A 19,048-nucleotide genomic window follows, 5' to 3' on the forward strand; every position below is an offset into this window, starting at 1 on the left:
GGCCACAGAAAGTCTTGTCTTGAGGTCCTAGCTGGCCGCTCTTCTGTTGAGAAAGCTGTCATCTGCCTGCTCCCAGGTGCAGGGAACGAATGAGGACGTTATGGAAGTGATCAAGATCTCTCCCCGCGGCTACTGCTATGGCGTCGTTGACGCTTTGCAGATTGCTCGTCGGGCTGCCAAAGATCCAATGCTGCCCCGTCCAATCCATATCATTGGCCAGATCGTTCACAATCGTCATGCCATTGAAGAGCTGACCGCCCTCGGCATCATTACCCTCGATGGGCCGAACCGTGCGGCGATCCTTGAGCAGGTCAAAGAAGGAACAGTGATCTTTACCGCGCATGGCGTCTCGCCCCTGGTCAAGGAGCGAGCACGTGAGCGCGGCCTCTACTGTATTGATGCTACCTGTCCTGATGTGACCAAGACCCATGATCTGGTGCGCGAGCTGGTAGCGGAAGGCTACTATATTCTCTACATTGGCAAGAAAGGACACCCTGAGCCCGAGGGAGTCATGGGAGAGGTCCCGGGCCATATCAGCCTCATCGAGAGCGAGGCCGACGTCGATGCACTGCAGCTCACGCCCGAGCAGGAAAAGAAACTGGCCATCTCGACACAGACCACGCTCTCGCAATGGGACACGCAGCGCATCATCGACTACATCAAGGCCCGTTATCCCCAGGTCAAGGTCTACATTGACATCTGTGCTGCCACACAGCTCAGACAAGAGGCAGTGGTGCGGCAGGCGAAGGGGGCCGATCTTACGATCGTGGTAGGTGATCCCCGAAGTAACAACACCAACCGTCTTGTGCAAGTCTCAGAAGAGCTAGCCGGCGTTCCTGCCGTCCGCATCGAAGATCTCTCCGAGCTGAAACCGGAATGGCTCAAAGGCAAGAGGCGCGTCGCGGTGACAGCTGGAGCCTCGACCCCCAGTCAGATCACGCGCGAAGTGATCCGTTTTCTTGAGCAATACGAGCCAGAGCCCTAGCGCGGCAGAGCTGCCCTGGTCTGCCTTGGGTGTGGCTCATATGAGGCTGAGTGAGTGAAACGGGCTGCCGGCCCCTGTCCTCGCTTGGAAGAAGCATCTCCTCTCGCCTCGGCTCTCGCGCCGGCGCTGAGTCGCTGCTCGAGGGGCAACCGCCAGGCCGCCTTTGCGCTCTGTCTTGTCCTCCCCGCACAAGACCAGGTCCGGGCCTCAACGACGAGGCTCAGGCCCGGACCAGTCGCCGCCGGCCAGTCCTGGAGGCGACATCTTGCTCTTTGCTCCCTCCTCTGCGACATGCTTCACTGGGGTCCAAGCAGCGTATGGCGAATCAGCGTCAGGTGGGTTAGAGGGCCAAGACCACCGGGTACTGGGGTCAGAAATGAGGCCACGCGGGCTACGCTCTCGCGATCGACGTCGCCCACCACCTTCCCATCAACCGTGGTAATGCCGGCGTCCAGCACCACCGCCCCTGGCTTCACCATCTCGCCGGTGATCAGCCCTGGCTTGCCCGCGCTGACTACCAAAATATCCGCGCTGCGGGTAATCTCAGCCAGGTCGCGGGTCTGTGAGTGGCAGATGGTGACCGTAGCATCCTCACGCATCAGCGTCAGCGCGATCGGCTTCCCCCCGATATTGCTCCGACCCACGATGACCGCATGCTGACCGGCCACGCGGATGCCAGCCTCGCGCAGCACCGTTAGCACCACATCAGCGGTCGAGGGGATAAAGCTAGGAAAGCCGAGCAGGAGATTGCCGGCATTGCGTGGCCCGAGGCCATCAACATCCTTTTCGGGGCGCAGGACCTCGGTCACCACGCGCTGGCGAATATGGTCCGGCAAAGGCAACAGTAGCACGATCCCGTCAGTCGTTGGGGCCTCGCTCAGCGTGGCGACCTCTGAGCGGATCTCCTCCTCATCTACCTCGAATGGGTAGGCCAGCGTCACGCAGCTCAGACCAATGTGGCGGCAGGAGCGGACCAACTGGCGGCTGTAGACCTCAGCGGCGGGATCACGGCCAATGATAATTTGCGCCAGGCGCGCCGAGCGGCGGTGCTGCTTGCGAAACTCGGCTGCCTCCTGCTGTAACTCAGCCATCATGCGTGCCGCCAGGGGGCGGCTGTCGAAGATCGTAGCAGACATCAAGAAGCCTCCTTCCTCCACAGGCGAAATCTCCTGGCGTCCATCATACCATAGCCGAGAATGCGGCGCTGCGTCGTTCTACCCTGTGGTCCGGCGCCCAGGATAGAACGACGACCAGTAAGCATGGTCGAGAAGGAGAAAGGGAGCGAGGAAGGCGCTTTCAGGCCAGCGTCGCCCGCGGCTCTGCCCGCTGCACCAGGAGCAGCAAGAGAATGCCAAGCGGCGCCAGCTCCAGGAAGGCCACACCTGCCGTAATGCCCAGGCGACCGGCGATGAGCCCTACAATACTGGGCAAGACCACAGAGAAAGGTGTGCCCAGGCTCAGCAAGGCTCGACCCGTGCCCGAGCGGCCCGGCAAGCGCTCATAGACCTGGGCCCGGGCCAGCGGGAACCAGGAGATCGAGCTGGCCCCCACCACGCAGAGCAGCAGACCGGCCAGCCAGAACGAATGCGTCAGCAGCAAGGCTGTCATTCCGATCAGGGCCACCAGCGCTGAGCCAGCCAGGACCTGGCGCACTGTCAGTCCCAGTGCCAGCAGCAGCTCACAGATCACCAGACCAGCGAATCCGGAAGCGCTCTCAAATGTAATCAGACTCTCTACCATATCGTCAGATAAATGGAGTGTGTCTTGTAGATAGAGTGAAACGAATGAACGATAGACTTCGTCAAGCATCACGGGCAACGTGGCGATCACGACCCAGCCGAGCAGGAGAGGATTACGCAGCGCCGCCACAAAGCCCTCCGCCAGGAGACCCAGACGCGAGCGCCGCCCCTCGCTGCGCTCCACCTGGGGGAAGCGCAGGGCGCAGGAAAACAAGGCCACCACCAACCAGATTGCCGCGGCCAGCCAGCAGAGACTGGCCCAACCCAGAGCCAGCAGCGCAATAATAGTCACCGTCAGCGGGGTCAGAAAATCACCCAAATTGCCGATGAAGGCCAGACGCAGCATCGTACGCGTACTGCGGTGGGGATTCTCATCGATCAGCGAAGACTGCGCCGCTCCCAGGGCGATATCGTTAGAGGGATAAAGCAAGGCGAACGCTAACAGAATAACGGCGAACGAGCGGGCCAGGCCGGCCAGCACGAACGAGCCAGAGAGCACCAGCAGGCCGCCAATGACCCAGATCTTCTTCGACTTCCCCAGGTCACTCAGCACGTTGCTCAAAGGCTCCAACACCATTGACATCGCCGCCCCCAGTGTAAAAAGCAGGCCGATCTGCGTATAGGTCATCGGTACCTGGTGGCGCAGGAGGGGTAAGCCAATAGTGGGAATGCCCGAGAGCATTTCCTCTAACAGGGTGATGCTAAAAAGTGTCAAGCGCAGAGGTGAGAGGGAGGAGCGGCCCGAGAAGGCCCGTGTGAAGAGCATGAGACCTCCTTCTTTCATGTCTGGCTCCGGGCAACAAGCGGGCGCCGTGCGATCTGGCTTTGCTGGTAGGGCGCGGCAAGCGCAGATGTGCAGCACCGCTGTCGGCCTTCGCCGTTGCTCCTGTGAGGCATTCTTCGTAGCTAGAATTTTCTTGCTACTATTCAGTATACTATAAAATGCAAATATATGCTATTATCTGTAACAAGCTAGCAGTATTATCTGCTCTTTTTATAGAAAGCGGCCTGTTTTTGTATGGGAGAGGAGGGGGAGATGAGCAGTGAGCCGGGCCGGAGGCTGGGAGAGGAGGGCTAAGTACTTTAGTACCAAAAAGAGAGCTTCAATGCAGGATTGTAGTAACCTAGTGACAAAATGAAGGTGAACTTGTTGGCAGGTGCCCATTCTGAGTAGAGAAGAGAGAAGGAAGAAAGCGAAGCCCACATGCCTGGGAACAGACAGGTTTTCGAGACAGCAATGGATGCCGCCGACCGCTACCGTTGGGATAGCAAGTGGACGGAGGCAGCCCGCGAGTATCAGCGGGCGCTGGCAGAGTTCCCAGACGACACAGCGGCGCATGAGGGCCTGGGCTTCTGCTATATGCAGACCAAGCAGTGGCAGCAGGCGCTGGATGAATATGAGTATCTGCTGAAGCGCAAGCCTCATGATATCATTGTGCTAAGCAAAGTCGCCGAGTTGTATGGCTGGTTGAGCAGGCGCGAGGAGGCTTACAATGCCTATCTGCAGCTTGCTGATCTTTACGCCCAAGCTGGCCAGGGAGCACGGGCGGAGGCCGCCTGGCAGAAGGCGCTTCAGTTCTCGCCTGCTAGCCCTGAACCTCACGAGCGGCTCGCAAACTACTACGCAGAGAAGAAAGATCTGTCGTTGATGATACAGGAGCGCCTGGCTGCCGCCAGGGGCTATCTGCTCCGAAATGACCTGGCAGCAGCCCGCGCTCAATGTGAAGAGGTCCTGCGTGTCGATGTCTCCAACGCTGAGGCGCGGTCGCTTCTGGAGCAGATCGCTGGTCTGCCGCAGCGGCCCGCAGGCTCAGCAGGCTCGCTGGCCGGCGAGGCCCTGGCGGGCGCGCCCTCCGGTGAGGATGGATACGCAGGTCAGGAGGCTTCTTTCACTGGTAGCCCGGTCGCCGGCCCTGCCGCACCGGGCAACATAAGCGGAGGTAATACTGGCATCATGGGTAACATGGGTAGCGCGGGCAATTTCGGCGGCATGGGGAACCCGGGGCAGGCTCTCGCCCCTGCAGGCCCCGCTGGCGGAGGAGCAGCTCCGCAGAGACGGATCACGGCAAGCCAGGTTACGGGCATTTTGCGTCAGGCGCAGGCTTTCCAGGCCCAGGGTCGCTACAACGATGCCATCGATCTCTGTGAGCAGATCCTCGAAAGCGGCTTCGATCGTCCCGATGCTCGCTATTTTCTGGGCTGGCTTTATCAGGAGCAGAAGCGTTGGGATGACGCGATTCGCCAGTTCCAGATGCTGCTCAATGACCCTGAATACGCGCTTTCTTGCTACTACGCCCTGGGACAATGCTATCGCGCGCGCGGCGATCTGCGCACGGCCACCGTCCATTTCGATGAGGCTGTCGACCGCGTCAATCTCGATGCCCTGACGATTGAGGAGGCAGATCAGCTGGTCCAGCTCTGTCAGGAAGCGGCAGAGGCCCATCGCTTGCTCGGTGAGCAGGAGCAGGCCCTGACAATCTACAACGCGCTGCTTGGCTTCCTGCGCAGCCGTGGCTGGAGCGACAAAGTCGCTCAGGTGGAGCTGCTCTTGAAGCAGATGCAGAGTGCGCCTTCTTCTCCTCAGCCCAGTACGCCGCCACCTTCCTTGCAACAGCAACAGCTGCAGGCTCCCCCAGGACTGCCACCTGAGCAGCCGGCGCCCCCATCCATCCAGGATGCGGCGACCATGATGTTCTCGGTGCCCGGCCCCGGCCCAGCCGCGGCTCCTCAGCCTCCCGCCGCTCCTGTTGCGCCGGCCCCAGCCGCGGCTCCAGCAGCTCCTGCTCCAGCGCCGGCACCCTCTGCCGCGTCTGCCGCCGGCGAGTTACCTGACTGGCTGACGGGTATTCTCAATGAGCCTGCGCCAGCACAGCCGGCTCCAGCCGCGGCTCCGGCTGCCCCCGCGCCGCAGCCAGCGACTCCGGCAGCTCCGCCCCAGTCGCCTACGGCTCCTAATCCACCGGCCCCGGCTTCGTCGGCTTCCTGGCTGACCGATAGCCCAACCCGACAGGTGGAGCTCCAGCCCCCGGCCCCGGCGGCTCCGCCAGCTCCGGCTCCTGTCCCGGCTCCGGCTCCAGACCCATTCCCTGCTCAGGGCCAGGTGCCGGCACCACCAGCGGCTCCGCCCGTTGCCGCCGCTCCGGCTCCCGCCCCCTTGACGCTGGAGCAGCTCAGCCCGGCTTCTCCGACCCCTCCATCTTCTACCAGGGATAATGTTGAGGAGCTGCTGAGTAAAATCGCCGGTAATACGGCCCGTGATGAGTCGTTACAGCAGGTGGCTGGCGCCGTGCTCGCCAGCACGGCTTCGCTGCCCGAAGGCATCCGTATGCAGGTGGTGCGCTCGATGCAGGACATCCAGCGCTACATCGAGCATGGCTTGCTGAATCCTGCCATCGATGAGTGCTTGAAGGTCATCGAGATTGCTCCCCAGTATCTGGATGTCCATCAAGTACTCTGCGAGATCTATGTGCGCCAGGGCCGCATCGAGCAGGCGATCACGAAATATGCCATCCTGGTCGATACCTATATCGCCAATGGACGCATCGACGACGCGATCGCTACCTATCGGCGTATCCTGCAGCTGGAGCCGAATAATCTGACCTATCGCATGCGCCTGATCAATCTGCTCTCCTCACACGGAAACAAGGAGGATCTGCTACGCGAGCGGACTCAAGCCGCCGAGGCGTATCTGCGCCTGGGTTACATGGATCGTGCTCTCAGTGAGTTGGAGCAGGCGCTGCAGGAAAGCCCAACAAGTGTGCCTACTCGCTTGAACTATGCTCTGGCTCTCCAAAAGCTCGGTCGCTCTCAGCAGGCAGCCTCTGAGTACCAGCGCGTGCTGCAGGTCGACCCGCGTAATATCGTGGCCCTGGTTCGCTGGCATCTCCTGATGATTACAGGGGCCGCCCCCTCGGGGCGCGCCTCGGCTCTGGAACTGCTGACCCGCATTCGCTGGCAATTGCGCGGTCAGGGCCAGCGTCATTATGAGGTGGTGGCACGCGAGTATACGCAGGCCCTCGAATTGCAGCCGGGGAACGCGGATCTCCATTTCTCGCTCGGCCAGATCCACCAGCAGGCCGGCTACTTCGATCGCGCCGTGGCTTCCTATCAGCAGGCAACGCGCGATAGTGCGGTAGAGGTCCTGGCCCGTGTGAGTATGGCCCATTGCTTGCTCTCCCAGGGGAAACCCGAGGAGGCTATTCAGCAATTGGAGCAGGCCCTGCAGTTGGTCCGCCGCTCACCAGCCGCTATGGACCCGACCATCTGGGCCGCTCGCCCTCGCGAGGATGACGAGGAGCATCAGGCCCCCGAGGTGGAAATCTCTCTCTTGCTGGCCAAGGCCTACCGCCGCGCGGGCAAGGAGGAGCAGATGCAGGCGGTGCTCCGCCGCATTAAGCAGATGACCACCTATCAGGATGAAGTGGCTTCAGCTCTGGCCGAGATCTCGGCCCGTCAGGGCGATATCGATAGCGCCCTCCAGGAGTACGCTGAGCTGGCTCGCTACTATCTCAGTAAACGCCAGGGCGATAACGCTCTCAATGTGCTCAATGAGATGGTGCGCCTGGCCCCCCAGGACCCTCGCGCCCATGCCGAGCTGGCTGAAATCTATATTAATCGCGGTCAGCTTGAGGAGGGCATTGCCGAACTGCGCCTGCTGGCCGATATCTATGAACGCCGTAATCAGCGCGGTGAAGCCTCTGAAGCTATGCGCCGCATTGCCGATATCTACGCCGAAATGGGCAATAATGAGGAGGCTCTGACCTGCTATCGCCGCGCTGTCGACCTCGCTCCTAACGATATGAGCCTCTTGCGCGAGGTCGTGGCTTTTTGCTGGCGCATCGGTCGCACACGCGAGGCCACCGAGTATCAGACGGTGGTGGCTCGCTACTACTTCGAGACCCATCAGGTCAAGGAGGCTGTGGCTGCTCTGCAGCAGTTGATTGCCATCGATCGCCATAACTACGAAGCCTACGATATGCTCGGCCAGACCTATCAGTCAGTCGGCGAGTATGAGCAGGCGAGCCGCGTGTATAAGAACCTGGCACGCGTGAAGCCCGATAGCACCATTGCCCGCGAGCGCCTGGCCGCTTTGCAGGCGCTGCGCTCTGGTCAGTAGCCTGAGCCAGGCCTCTTCTGGCATGGCTCAGATCACTCGCGCTGGGATAAGGGGGAGACTTATCCTGACTCGCTCGGATCGTGGGGGAGATCAAGACACCAGAGCTGACCTCTCCTCTACAGCGGGAGAGAGACAGGCAGCTCGCTCTGATGAGCTAAAGCAGCACTCAAGAAAATGGGGATCGGCAGGACCGTAGGGCCGATCCCCTCTTTTGGCTTTTGCTGGGCCAGATCTCAAAAGACCCGCTAAGAGATGCCCTCTCTAGCCCTGCTGAGAGGCACCAGGCAGAGCCACCTCGGCCTGGTGGGCATCAGCTGATCGCTGCGCCTGGGCTGGCCGTTCCCTTCCCACTGCTGGCTGGGCTTCGGGCTGACGCTGCAAGCGGCTCCGCTGCTGCTGATCACGCCAGCGCTTCAGGTCCAGTAGACGACGGTAAGCCTGATAGACGAGGGGCTTGTAGGCCAGGTCATGGGTCTCCAGGAAGCGCAGAGGATAGCCGCCGAAGCCTTGCTTGAAAATGTAGACTCCCCATAGCTCTTGCCCTTCCTCGAGGACGTCGGGAATGCCACGGAAGTTGTAATACCAGCAACCATGCTCTTTGGCCCAACGGATGGCCGTCCATTGGAGCAGGTGATTGGGCATGCGATTGCGATGTTCGTTTGAGGAAGCTCCGTACATGTACCAGCTCCAGCGACCAAAGCGCAAGGCGAGTAGACCAGCGATAGCTTGCCCTTCGTATTCGGCCAGGAAGAGTGCAGCACGGTCGCCTTCGCTGTAGAGGCGCATGACGTCCTCGTAGTGAGCCTTCTCATGAATGAAGAAGTGATCACGCTCGCTGGTGATGCGGTAGAGGCGGTAAAAGGTATCCAGGTCTGCTGGCCCTTCGCCCCTGCGTACACTGACTCCCTTGCGGGTGGCCAGGCGAATGTTATAGCGCCACTTCTCTTTCATGTTGGCCAGCAAGGTCTGCTCGTCGGGGCGGATGTCCAACACCCACTCGTGACGGATGTGCATGGCGTAGGGCGTGCGGCGGAAACCGTGCCTGCGCAAGGCGGCCAGCCAGCTCTCATCGCCGTCGGGCACGCTCGGCTCTACCTTGAGCATGAAGGCGCCACGCCGCCGGGCCTCGCGGCGCACAAAATCCAGAAGCTGGCCCAGGGCCGGTGAGCTGGGATCGTCAATGACCGGCCCACGCGGAGCGTAAAAATAGGTTCCCAGCACCGGCAGGCGCGAGACAAGGACGAGCATGGCGGCGCAGAGCTGTCCCCGATCGTCGACAACTCCGGTATACAGAGCTTCGGCTCCAAGATGAGGGGCCAGCTGCCCCCACTCATAGGACTGGGTAATATTGCAGCAAACCGAGGCAGCTACAAAGTCGTTCCACTGCTGCCGGTTGCTAATAAGGCGCGCTTCCATAAATTTTCCCTCAGAGATGGACAGGTGCAACCAATGTTCATTATCTCTCGCTTTATCAGTGCGATCGATAGCAGATCAGCGCTCACAGGAGAGACAGTTTCGCGCCCCTGGCTCAGGACGATGACCGGCGCCTGACCTCTTCTTCATTTGCTAGGGCCAGCCAGCCGCCTGCTAGAGCAAAAGCGCCAGCCCCCTCTCCTCTCCACGTTATCGCTGCTTACGCAAGGCTGGTGGCGAACAGGCGTGAGCGAGGAGGGCGCTCACTGGCTGGCGCCGGAGGACGAGGCTGGCTCTGCTGGTCGGGCGCCTTTCTCCTTTTGGCTGTCGCCCTGCGCCGAGGTCTCAGGTCGAGCGGTTTGACCGGCTGAGCCAGGCTTGCCTCCCTGCCTGCCACGCGCCGCCCGCTCTAGCTCGACTCGCCGCCGCTCGGCTCGCCTGCGCTCGCGCCGAATCTCTACCAGCTTGCTCCAGAGGCGATACATCAGGGGGCGATAGACATAGTCCTGCGTTGGCATGTTGAGGCGCGAATAGCCGCCAAAGCCTTGCTTGTATTCGTAGACGCCCCACATCTCTTCTCCAGGCTCCAGCACCTCGGGAATAGCGCGAAAATCGAAGTGCGTGCAGCCCTGCTCTTTGGCCCACTGGATACAGCGATACTGCAGCAGATAAGCGGCCTTCAGGTTGCGCTTATGGTTGGCGGTGGCCCCAAACATGTCCCAACACCAATTTCCAAAGCGGATCAGCATCTTGGCGGCCAGGGCCTCGCCTTCGTGTTCGGCCAGGAAGAGCACCGCATCACCGCGCGTGGCGAACTGACGCAGGATCTCGCGATGGTAGTCTTTGCTGTGGATAAAAAAAGCGTCGCGCTCGCTGGTGATCTTCAGCAAGGCATAATAGGCGTCAAAATCAGCATCGCTGCTGGCTTCTCGCACGATGACACCCTTGCGCCCGGCCACGCGCACGTTCTGCCGCCAGGTCATCTTGAAGTTGGCAAAGAGGGTTTCTAGAGGAGGCCGGATATCCAGCACCCAGCTGCGCCGTGGGTGGACAGCATAGGGGTAAGTACGAAAGCCGAGCGCGCGGTAAGCACTCTGCCATTGCTCTAGACGCGGGTCATCATCGGCGATGTTGGGTTCGAGGCGCAGCACCACGCTGCCTTCGCGGCGGGCGATAGCGTGGGCCTCTGTGATCAACGCGGCAAGGGCTGGCGAGTCGGGAGCCTCGACCGTGGGACCGCGGGAGCTGTAGAGCCAGTTGAGCTGCAGACCGGGCAGGCGAACGGGAAGCGGCACCGGAGCGACTGAGACCATCATGGCGCCGATCAGCTGGCCTCCTTCCAGTGCGCCCAACCGGTAAATGCGCCCACCAAGGTACTTCGTTAGCTCACCCCACTCATATGACTGGAGCAGATGCCCACCTGGCTGCGACCTCAGAAAGGCGTTCCACTGCTCTCGATCTGTGATTTCCTGCACAACAACTGTCATGGCAAACGCCTGTCCTCTAACAAACTTCAGCTTCCCTTATTGTCTTGATGTAAGTTTTCAAGATATTCGCTTCTAAGTAGGCTGTAGACACGAACATCATGGTATTTGCCGAAGCGCAGAATCGCCTGACGCAGGGTCCCCTCGTATTTAAAGCCAGCCTTCTCATCCGCCCGCCAGCCGCCGATATTCTCCTCCATGTCCTGTGTCTGAATACGGTTCAGGTTCAGCTCCATGAAACCATAGCGGATCATCAGTTTGGTGGCCTCGGTACCGTAGCCCTGGCCCCAGACCGCGCGATCGCCGATGATAATATAGAATTCTGCTGTCTGGTTAATATAGTTAATATCCTTTAAACCAACGAGACCAATCAGGCGATTGTTGCTTTTAAGCGCTACTCCAAAGATAATGTGCTTACCATCCCTGTACAGTTGTTCCAGACGCTCCTTAGCACGAGAGTCGCTTGTCGGATAGATCGAAAAATAGCGGCGAATCTCCTCATCGTTGAGCCAGGTCGCGTAGAGATGATTGTCCTGGGTGGGTTCCAGCGGGCGCAAATAGACGCGCTCGCCGACGAGAAACGGATTCTGGAGCTGGGCAGTCTCTTCAGCCATCGTCTTCTCACTCCTGGGATAGAATGGTGCGCGCCACGCCTGCTGTTGAGCGCGCTAACGCTCTGAGGAGATGTGGCGTGGCGGGCAGGAGAAACGTGCTAGACCTGTTCTTCGCTGAGCTGAGTATCCTGACACAATCGGCTAGTGCCAGTCCAGTATAGCATAGTCCCCCAAGGCCGACAACGCACGGGGTCGGTCTCTAGGACCAGAGGGGTGCACGTGCGCTGGCACTCAGGTTCTTGCCTCTTTGTCTGCCTATCTCTGCCTACTGGCCTGCCGCTCCAACTGGCAGGGCGAGAAGGCACTGTCCTGACCGACCATTGCCCGCAGCGCAAGGTCCTCTCGGCTGGCTGGTTTGCTCACCTGCTCTGGCTCTAAACGAAGCGGGGGATGGGCCAGAGATGGTAGTGGATCTTTAAAGCGATGATGCGCGTGACCGAAGCGTCGATGGCGCTCTGCGAGAGCTGTCCGCTGGCCAGGGCCTGCTTGATAGCAGCCACAGCGTTGCGCAGATCGTAAGAGCTGCGCACCCCCAGGATCATATCGTTGCCCGCCGCCAGAGCCAGGACCACGGCCTCCGGCAGGTTCCATTTCTTGGCGATACCCTCCATATAGAGCGCGTCGGTGATCACTACACCGTCGTAACCCAGCTCCTGGCGCAGAATGCCCGTCACAATAGTCGGCGACAGCTCCGCCGGCCAGACAGGGTCAAGGGCCGGCATCAGCAGGTCGGTTGTCATGATCATGCCTGGGTGGTCTAGCGACTGGGGGGACTGGATGAAGTGTTTGAAAGGCACCAGCTCGGTGCTGTAGATCTGCTCGCGGCTGCGCTTGATCACCGGGAGGTCGGTGTGCGCATCAGTTTGAGCGGCGCCCAGGCCCGGAAAATGTTTGAGGCAGGCAATGACCCCATCGCCTTGGACAGCGCGCAGGTAGGCCCCGCCGTAGTCGATTACTGACTGCGGCGTATAGCCCCACGTGCGTAGATACTGATCGGGACCATTGACCACCGGCACATCGACATCGGGGGCCAGGTCGGTGTTCAACCCCAGTGCCTTCAAATCATGGGCGATCCCGTGACCAAGCGCAGCAGCATTGCTGACCTTGCCCGTCTGGTAGACTTCCAAGGCCCCGGGCCGATGGCCGTAGATATTGTTGATCCGCTCGACAAAACCGCCCTCTTCATCCGCTGAAATGAAGAGCGGCATCCAGGCCCGTGCCTGCATATGCTGGATATCGGCCCGTGTCTGCTGGAAGGTACGCATCTGGGCCGCGTACATAATCACGCCACCTGCATAGAGATCGTGAATCATCGTCTCCAGATCCGCCGAGTAGGTTATTCCGTAATACTGAACCATGAAGAGCTGGCCGAGCTTTTGGTCGAGCGTCATGTGGGCCAGGTAGAGACGGGCCAGGGCCTGCTCGTTCATGGCGGCCTCGCGATGACGCAGAGCCTCAACCTGGGCGGGGGTCAACGGATTGCTAATAAAGGGGCCGGCCAGAAGCGTCTCCTGGAGCTGGCTCATCTGCCGCGGCTGCCACGGTACATCGCCCTTGCCCAACAGGGCCGTCGCCAGAAGCAGTAGAGTCCCGCCGCTGACCAGCAGGAAACGCAGGGTGGAGAGCGAGCGCCGACGGCAACGAGGCCGCTGTCGAACAGGCATAGCAGCGCTGGCTCCTGCTTCAGGATGCTCTTGCGGGCGAGGGGCCACCATCGGAGGTTTGCTGTCAGTGAACATTGCCAGGAGACTCCTGCATTCAGGTTAGCATTTTCTCTTATTCTACTCTAGAGAAGTAAGACAAGTGATATAATTCACAGGTGCCAATCAGCGTACTAAGAGAGCGAATGAATGAGAGAGAAGAAACACATTACTCAGGCAGCTCCTAGGCTGAGGGAGGAACCGCGGGCATCAGATGATACTGCATCTTCAGGGCCAGAATGCGCGTCACTGCCTCGTTGACCCGCAGGATCGAGAGCCGTCCATCCTGGAGCGCCGCCTTGAGGCCGTTAATCATCGCCAGCGTTTGAGCGCTGCCGGTAGGGCCGAGGAGCATATCGTTACCGGCATTCAGGGCCAGCACGGCGGCCTCTGGCATGTCCCATTGCTGGGCAATGCCCTGCATATAGAGGGCATCGGTAATCACCACGCCATCGTAGCCGAACTCCTGGCGCAGAATCTGGGTTATAAAGCGATACGACAGCTCGCCGGGCCAATGCGGATCGATCGCGGGCATCAGCACATCGGTAGACATAATCATGCCCGGGCGCATATACGGATTGGAGGCGTTTACGAAGTACTTATAAGGGGCCAGCTCGGTCGAGTAAATCTGGCTGACGCTACGGTTATCGGAGGGGAGGGTCTTATGCGCGTCCTCCGTGGTATCGCCCAGGCCGCCGGGGTAGTGTTTGATACAGGCGATCAGGCCGTCCTGCTGCATAGCGGCCATAAAAGGGCCGGCGTACTTAATCACATCCTGGGCGGTCGTACCGAATGTTCGTGTCACCGTGTCATAACCTGGTACAAGCATCACATCGACATCGGGGGCCAGGTCGACGTTGATGCCCAGTGCCAGAAGATCGTGGGCCATCTTATGGCCCTGTTGAGCTGCATAAGCCACGCTACCCGACTGGTAGATGTCCCAGGCCGATGGGCGCGAACCATAGATATGAGAGAGGCGATGGACGTAGGGGCCACCTTCTTCGTCGGTAGAGATCAACAGAGGAATTTTGGCATGCTGCTGCATCAGGGCGATATCATGCTTAGTCTGGGCAAAGCTCTGCATCTGAAACTCATAGAGAATGACGCCCCCTGCGTGCAAATTTGTAATCATATTGTCCAGGTCGGGTGAGTAGTAATCGTCAGCGTACTCCACCATAATCAGCTGGCCCAGCTTCTCATCCAGGGACATCCGCGCCACATAGAGACTCGCGAGCTGCTTGTAGGACATATGGTCGCTCAGATGACGTAAGGCGTTAATTTGAGCCGGGCTATAGGGGGCAGCGATAAACGGGCCAGAAGAATTACTGGCAAAGGGATCAGATATCACCGAGGAGGGGAGCGGTCCGGGGAAGAGATAGGCCGCGTTAAAGTAGGCGAAAAGCGCTCCCCCAGCGGTGATGAAGGCCAGCACAAGCATGACAATCCCGAGAAAGAGCCGTAGACGACTGGCGCGCCGCTGGCGTCGGGAGGGTACCTTCCCCGCTATCTCGCTCTTCCCAGGTAGCACAGCTGGGGTGTCTGCTAAAAAGGTAGCACTTTTGACAGACTTTTTCGAGAACAGAGACATAAAGACTCCTGATAGAAACCATGCTGTGTATCTATTATAAAAACGTTATCAACAAATGTTTAGAATCAAGCATCGTCAGCGCGTTCTGAGCAGGGACCTGGGGTTGGTTCCTCCTCCTCTCTCTCTAGTTCTAACGCGCGGGAAGAACGATTTGTTACATCATGGGAGGGGGCAGAGGCGCGGCGTGAGGTCGGGGGCGGTGCGAAGGCCTCGGTCTCGCTTTCGATATCCATATGGGCCTCTGGGCTGGTTGTTACCGTGGTCGAGGCGGCGTGAGGCAGATGCAGCGGTGCCGGGGTGGTCTGCCGACGGTGCATGCGGGAAGCGCGCACATTAGGCACTACCAGAGCCGGTTGCAGCGCGTAGTCAAAGATCACCTTAATCGCGCGCGTCTGGGCTCGCCGCATGGCTGTACTGAGAGCGTGGCGATAGTCAGTCAGGGCGAAGCGGTGGGTAATCAACTGCTCGGGGGCCAGCAATCCCTGGGCGATCAACTCACAGGCGACCGCAAAAGTTGAGTGGCGGCCTGGCTGCTCTGGCGGCCAATACTCCTGGCCGTGCGTCAGTGAGCCGAGCAGATTCACCTCGCGCGACCACACGGGGGTCAAGTCCAGGTGCAAGCGGTGAAGACTGCGACCAACCAGGACGACGGTGCCGCCGGCGCGTGTCCAGCGCAGGGCATCTTGAATGGTCTGGCTCTGACCCACAGTATCATAGATCACATCGTAGCCGCCCATCACGATCGGCTGGCCGAGAGGTCCACTAACCAGCTCAGCGCCTGTGACGCGCGCCACCTCGCGATAGCGGTCCTGGGGGTAGATAATATGGCTCGCGCCCAAACGAGTGGCTCGCTCTACCTGGAAGGCGTGACGGGCCATCACACCCACTACTGCCTGGGGTGCCAGGGCTCGCACCACCTGGAGCGCCAACAGACCAATCGTGCCTGCCCCAATAATGAGCACCCGCTCGTCTGGCTGCGGCGGGCAGCGCAGTACCGCGTGCAGGGCCACCGCGGTTGGCTCCAACATCACCGCCTGTTCGTCGCTTAGCAATGGCTCCCCCGGCTTCTCAGGCGACTCAGGTAGCTGGAAAAGCTGGCGCTCGTGAACGAGCATTTCCTCGCTCCAACCCGAGCCGATCTGTGCGGGGCCGGGCTGATAGGCCCGCTCGCAGAGGTTATAGTCACCGGCAGCGCAGGCCTGGCAAGGCGGCTGCACACCCAAAGTCAGGCAGTGAGGAGCGTACTGCAGCACTACCGTATCACCCACCTGCAAGGTCTGAACCGCATCACCCACCTCGATCACCTCGCCCACCACCTCGTGGCCCGGGTACAACTGCTGGCCGGCCAGAGCTGCCGCCACCCGCGGATCAACATCAGCAGCAATCAAAGCCAGATCGCTGCCGCAGATCCCTGCCAGTCGGTTGCGCACGCGCACCCAGTCGGGGGCTGGCAAAGGACGCCGGGGCAGGTTTTGGACCTGCAGCGGAGCAAACGATGAAAAATACGCTCCCCGCCAGAAGTGCCCTAGCAGCGAAGTCACAATCGCCCGTTTGGGGTCAAGATCCAGGGTTGACATCCACATAGCGGTAGCCCTCCACCGCGCATGCTCAGCTCACATGGCCACTCCTACACACAGGAGAGAGCGCCTCTTCTTGCTCACCGGTTGCCTGCCTGCTGCTGTGCACTCCAATGAGTGGCAGTTACCGTCATAAGCAGCGTTGCAGCGATCGAAGGCAGTGTACCATGTGCACAATGCGCGGTCAATGCTCATCAGACCGTTCACCTGACAAGGGTCAACCAGCTGGCTCATGGATGAGGCAATGTGTGAGGCCCAGAGCGGCCTGTAAAGGAGCTACCGCTGCCGATCAAAAAGGCGTCAGAGACCACCAGCAAGAGGACGGGGACCGGGTGGAGAGCGAGGCAGATCCGGGACTGGCCGAAGCCTGAATCAGGCCGGGGCTGAGAGTGGCGATGGTGCTAGGACTCCGTTCCAGGCGCCGGAGACAGAGGTCGTGTCGGCGAACCGGAGAGGCAGGGCAAAGTCAGGGTGAATACCGACCCTTTATCCGGCTCGCTATGCACGCTCACCTCACCTTGATGAGCGTGAGCAATCGCCCGGGCAATCGCCAGACCCAGGCCAGCCCCGGGGATCGCGCTGCCATCTGCGCGGCTTGGCGGAATATGGCGACCGCGATAAAAACGCTCAAAAATATAAGGCAGATCCTCGGGAGCAATGCCTGGCCCATTGTCAATCACCTGGATCTCACCGCGATCGGCGTGGCGATCAAGGCGGACAATCACCTGGCCCTCGGGAAAGGGACGTCCGTACTTCACAGCATTGTCCAGCAGGGCGGCCAGCGCCTGCTTCAGGCGGTCCATATCGCCGTGAACAACCAGCCTCTCCTGAGTGGCCAGCTCCAATTGAATACGTGGACCCTGCTCGCCAGAGAAGAGACGGGCCTGCTCAACGCTCTCGACCGCCAGCTCCACTAGATCCACCGTGCGCACCTGGAGTGGACGACCCTCCTCCAAGCGAACCAGCGTCAACATATCATTGATCAGGCGTGTCATGCGCTCGGACTCGTTCTTAATCAGACGCAGAACACGCTGAAGTAGCTCAGGATTCTCCACCGGTCCGCGTAGCAGCACCTCCGAGAGGCCGCGGATCGATGTAAGAGGAGTACGCAGCTCATGAGAGGCGCTGCTGAGGAGACGCTGGACGCGGGCCTCGCTCTCGTGCTGGTGGGTTGTCGCCAGCTCCACCTGTCCCGCGAGCGCGTTGAGGCTCTGGCCCAGGCGAGTCAGCTCGTCGGGGGCTGGGGGAGAAGCTGAAGAGGGCAGCAATGCACGCTGGCTGAAGTCCCCCTTGGCCAGTGCCTGAGCGATCCGAGCCAGCTCCTGCAAAGGACGCAGCAGCAGCGCCGTTGTCAGTACGCTCAAGCTCCCAAGCAGCAGTACCAGTAGCCCATAAGCGCACACGAAGGCGAGCGGCGTATTCAGAGACCTCACATGAGTCAGCAAGAAGATCAGCAGAGTCATCAACGCCAGGCCCAAGGCCAGAATCGCGAGCTGCCAGAGAGCCAGGCGCAGACTCAGACGGTCTAGCGGCAGACGCACAGAAGCAGCCACCAGCGGACCGGCGGTCAGGTGACGCCGCTGAAGAGCAGTCAGTGCCGTGGCCTCAGCCCGATCAGTCGTGTGGCTGCTGCCCTGCCCTTCTCGAACTGTAGTTCCATCCGCTAATGACTCATTCATCTTCTCGTCATCTGTGGACCCATCGGGAGCTCCTTCCGTGCGTATCCTCACCGTTCCTCGCTCGGCTGGCATAACAGCTATCCCTGGCCTTTCAGAATATAGCCGACTCCGCGCACCGTCTGGATCAGGCGGGGAGAACTGGGGGTATCTTCAATCTTCTCGCGCAGGTAGCGCACATACACCTCAATAATATTCGTCTCCCCAAGAAAATCATATCCCCAGACGCGATTGAGGATCGTCTGACGATCCAGCACCTGGCGCGGATGGGTCATAAAAAGGTGTAACAAATTATACTCTGTGGCGGTCAGCTCGATAGGGCGGTTGCCGCGACGGACCTCGCGTGTGGCCGTGTTCATCCAGAGGTCCTCGAACTGCAGAATGTGCGCGGAGTCAGGAGAGCCAGGCCGCTCGCCGTGTCCGCTGCGACGCAAGCGGCGCAAGATGGCGCGTATACGTGCGACCAGCTCCTCGAAGCTGAAGGGCTTTGTCAGGTAGTCGTCGGCGCCGCTATCGAGACCGAGCACTCGATCGCGCACATCATCTCTGGCCGTCAGCATCAAGATTGGCACATCGCTTGTCACCGGGTTCTCGCGTAAGCGACGGCAGACCTCCAGACCATCCATATCCGGCAGCATCAGGTCCAGAATCACAATGTCGGGATCACAGCGCTGTGCCGCCGTCACTCCCTGCTCGCCGTCGGGGGCCGACACCACCTCGAAGCCCTCGTAGTGGAGACCCAGCTTGATAAACTCGATAATCGACTGCTCATCGTCGATCACCAGCGCCTTGAGGGGCCGTTTCTCCTGATCGGTGCCTTCGTGAACCGCTTGCGGCATGGCTTGCATCCTTCTGTGTGGGATTCAATTTTCATTATAGTTACCACGCAGCAGCAGTGCAAGGCGTGAGCCAGCAAGGGGCGCTCAGCAAGACAGGCAGGGTACACTTTGGGCTTTTGTACCCGTCGGCTGTCTCTCCGCTTACTGTTATCTGAGTAGACCTCGGCCTGGTTGCCAGAGCGGTGACCAGCTGCACCGTGTGTATGACCATCTATCCCGGTCTTGAGCCCAAGGGCCTCAGCCGCCTCGCCTCACACACAGCACCCTGACCACGATTCGCCAGAAAGGGAGCCAGTCAGGACACTCGCCACAAGGGA

General features: G+C 60.2%; 12 protein-coding genes. 2 read left to right on the top strand and 10 right to left on the bottom strand.

Going from position 1 to position 19,048, the window contains the following annotated elements; genetic code table 11:
* Window positions 1-100 precede the first annotated feature (100 nt).
* Entirely contained in the window at window positions 101-985 is an 885-nt protein-coding gene (locus KTAU_RS15570) for a 4-hydroxy-3-methylbut-2-enyl diphosphate reductase (protein ID WP_151729256.1), read from the top strand.
* A gap of 296 nt (window positions 986-1,281) precedes the next feature.
* Here KTAU_RS15570 and KTAU_RS15575 read toward each other — a convergent pair whose 3' ends face one another.
* Together KTAU_RS15575 and KTAU_RS15580 are read right to left on the bottom strand one after the other, a co-directional pair.
* Window positions 1,282-2,121, bottom strand: a complete 840-nt coding sequence (locus KTAU_RS15575; protein ID WP_151729257.1) for a bifunctional 5,10-methylenetetrahydrofolate dehydrogenase/5,10-methenyltetrahydrofolate cyclohydrolase — start codon at window positions 2,119-2,121, stop codon at window positions 1,282-1,284.
* Window positions 2,122-2,281: 160 nt separating this feature from the next.
* On the bottom strand, window positions 2,282-3,490 hold the full coding sequence (locus KTAU_RS15580; protein WP_170293335.1) for an MFS transporter: 1,209 nt from the start codon (window positions 3,488-3,490) through the stop codon (window positions 2,282-2,284).
* A 438-nt stretch (window positions 3,491-3,928) separates the two neighbouring features.
* On the opposite strand from KTAU_RS15580, the gene KTAU_RS15585 reads away from it, so the two are divergent.
* Window positions 3,929-7,840: a tetratricopeptide repeat protein gene (locus KTAU_RS15585; RefSeq protein WP_151729259.1), complete on the top strand. Its 3,912-nt coding sequence runs from the start codon at window positions 3,929-3,931 to the stop codon at window positions 7,838-7,840.
* Between the two features lie 261 nt (window positions 7,841-8,101).
* Here KTAU_RS15585 and KTAU_RS15590 read toward each other — a convergent pair whose 3' ends face one another.
* From KTAU_RS15590 to KTAU_RS15625, 8 genes are all read right to left on the bottom strand, one after another.
* Window positions 8,102-9,256, bottom strand: coding sequence for a lipid II:glycine glycyltransferase FemX (locus tag KTAU_RS15590; RefSeq protein ID WP_151729260.1), 1,155 nt, complete (start codon window positions 9,254-9,256; stop codon window positions 8,102-8,104).
* 260 nt (window positions 9,257-9,516) lie between these two features.
* Window positions 9,517-10,740: a lipid II:glycine glycyltransferase FemX gene (locus KTAU_RS15595; RefSeq protein WP_151729261.1), complete on the bottom strand. Its 1,224-nt coding sequence runs from the start codon at window positions 10,738-10,740 to the stop codon at window positions 9,517-9,519.
* Window positions 10,741-10,766: 26 nt separating this feature from the next.
* Window positions 10,767-11,351 (bottom strand): GNAT family N-acetyltransferase, encoded by a 585-nt coding sequence (locus tag KTAU_RS15600; RefSeq protein WP_112430527.1) that lies wholly within the window; start codon window positions 11,349-11,351, stop codon window positions 10,767-10,769.
* A gap of 374 nt (window positions 11,352-11,725) precedes the next feature.
* Window positions 11,726-13,015, bottom strand: a complete 1,290-nt coding sequence (locus KTAU_RS15605; RefSeq protein ID WP_170293336.1) for a glycoside hydrolase family 3 N-terminal domain-containing protein — start codon at window positions 13,013-13,015, stop codon at window positions 11,726-11,728.
* A 220-nt stretch (window positions 13,016-13,235) separates the two neighbouring features.
* The gene (locus KTAU_RS15610; protein ID WP_151729263.1) at window positions 13,236-14,639 is read right to left on the bottom strand and encodes a glycoside hydrolase family 3 N-terminal domain-containing protein; all 1,404 of its coding nucleotides are present in this window, start codon (window positions 14,637-14,639) and stop codon (window positions 13,236-13,238) included.
* Window positions 14,640-14,704: 65 nt separating this feature from the next.
* Window positions 14,705-16,222, bottom strand: coding sequence for a zinc-dependent alcohol dehydrogenase (locus KTAU_RS15615; protein WP_151729264.1), 1,518 nt, complete (start codon window positions 16,220-16,222; stop codon window positions 14,705-14,707).
* Window positions 16,223-16,617: 395 nt separating this feature from the next.
* Window positions 16,618-17,967 (bottom strand): sensor histidine kinase, encoded by a 1,350-nt coding sequence (locus KTAU_RS15620; protein ID WP_151729265.1) that lies wholly within the window; start codon window positions 17,965-17,967, stop codon window positions 16,618-16,620.
* 5 nt (window positions 17,968-17,972) lie between these two features.
* Entirely contained in the window at window positions 17,973-18,731 is a 759-nt protein-coding gene (locus KTAU_RS15625; RefSeq protein ID WP_151729266.1) for a response regulator transcription factor, read from the bottom strand.
* Between the last annotated feature and the right edge of the window lie 317 nt (window positions 18,732-19,048).

Source organism: Thermogemmatispora aurantia (genome assembly GCF_008974285.1).
GTDB lineage: Bacteria > Chloroflexota > Ktedonobacteria > Ktedonobacterales > Ktedonobacteraceae > Thermogemmatispora > Thermogemmatispora aurantia.

Excerpts from the sequence above, each read along its gene's own strand:
- KTAU_RS15570 (WP_151729256.1), top strand. The coding sequence starts at position 101 with ATGGAAGTGATCAAGATCTCTCCCCGCGGCTACTGCTATGGCGTCGTT.
- KTAU_RS15575 (WP_151729257.1), bottom strand. The coding sequence starts at position 2,121 with ATGTCTGCTACGATCTTCGACAGCCGCCCCCTGGCGGCACGCATGATG.
- KTAU_RS15580 (WP_170293335.1), bottom strand. The coding sequence starts at position 3,490 with ATGCTCTTCACACGGGCCTTCTCGGGCCGCTCCTCCCTCTCACCTCTG.
- KTAU_RS15585 (WP_151729259.1), top strand. The coding sequence starts at position 3,929 with ATGCCTGGGAACAGACAGGTTTTCGAGACAGCAATGGATGCCGCCGAC.
- KTAU_RS15590 (WP_151729260.1), bottom strand. The coding sequence starts at position 9,256 with ATGGAAGCGCGCCTTATTAGCAACCGGCAGCAGTGGAACGACTTTGTA.
- KTAU_RS15595 (WP_151729261.1), bottom strand. The coding sequence starts at position 10,740 with ATGACAGTTGTTGTGCAGGAAATCACAGATCGAGAGCAGTGGAACGCC.
- KTAU_RS15600 (WP_112430527.1), bottom strand. The coding sequence starts at position 11,351 with ATGGCTGAAGAGACTGCCCAGCTCCAGAATCCGTTTCTCGTCGGCGAG.
- KTAU_RS15605 (WP_170293336.1), bottom strand. The coding sequence starts at position 13,015 with ATGCCTGTTCGACAGCGGCCTCGTTGCCGTCGGCGCTCGCTCTCCACC.
- KTAU_RS15610 (WP_151729263.1), bottom strand. The coding sequence starts at position 14,639 with ATGTCTCTGTTCTCGAAAAAGTCTGTCAAAAGTGCTACCTTTTTAGCA.
- KTAU_RS15615 (WP_151729264.1), bottom strand. The coding sequence starts at position 16,222 with ATGTGGATGTCAACCCTGGATCTTGACCCCAAACGGGCGATTGTGACT.
- KTAU_RS15620 (WP_151729265.1), bottom strand. The coding sequence starts at position 17,967 with ATGCCAGCCGAGCGAGGAACGGTGAGGATACGCACGGAAGGAGCTCCC.
- KTAU_RS15625 (WP_151729266.1), bottom strand. The coding sequence starts at position 18,731 with ATGCCGCAAGCGGTTCACGAAGGCACCGATCAGGAGAAACGGCCCCTC.